Consider the following 272-nt stretch of genomic DNA (forward strand, 5'->3'; position numbering starts at 1 on the left):
GCCTACTACAGCAATGCCGACGGCAACGTCTGGGCACAGCCATTTGCAACGTCCACTGCAGTGCTCTACAGCCACGCCGATCAGCTCGCGGCAGCCGGGATAACTCAAGCCCCAGAGACTTGGGAAGCCTTTGGCACGGCCTTGGTTGCCCTGAAGGCGCATGGCAGCAAATGCCCCGCAGTGACGGATTTAGGCCCCTGGGTCTGGCTCGAACAAAGCAGCGCGGTCATGGGCGCGCCATTGCTGAGTAAGGACGCAACGCACTGGGCATT

1 pseudogene is annotated in these 272 nt (G+C 61.4%); it reads left to right on the forward strand.

The features are described 5' to 3' along the window. Window positions 1–272: pseudogene (locus tag QN399_RS26320) on the forward strand (glycerol-3-phosphate ABC transporter substrate-binding protein); the annotation flags it as partial.

Origin of the sequence: Pseudomonas sp. 10C3 (genome assembly GCF_036346185.1) — a bacterium.
In the GTDB taxonomy this organism is placed as follows: Bacteria; Pseudomonadota; Gammaproteobacteria; order Pseudomonadales; family Pseudomonadaceae; genus Aquipseudomonas.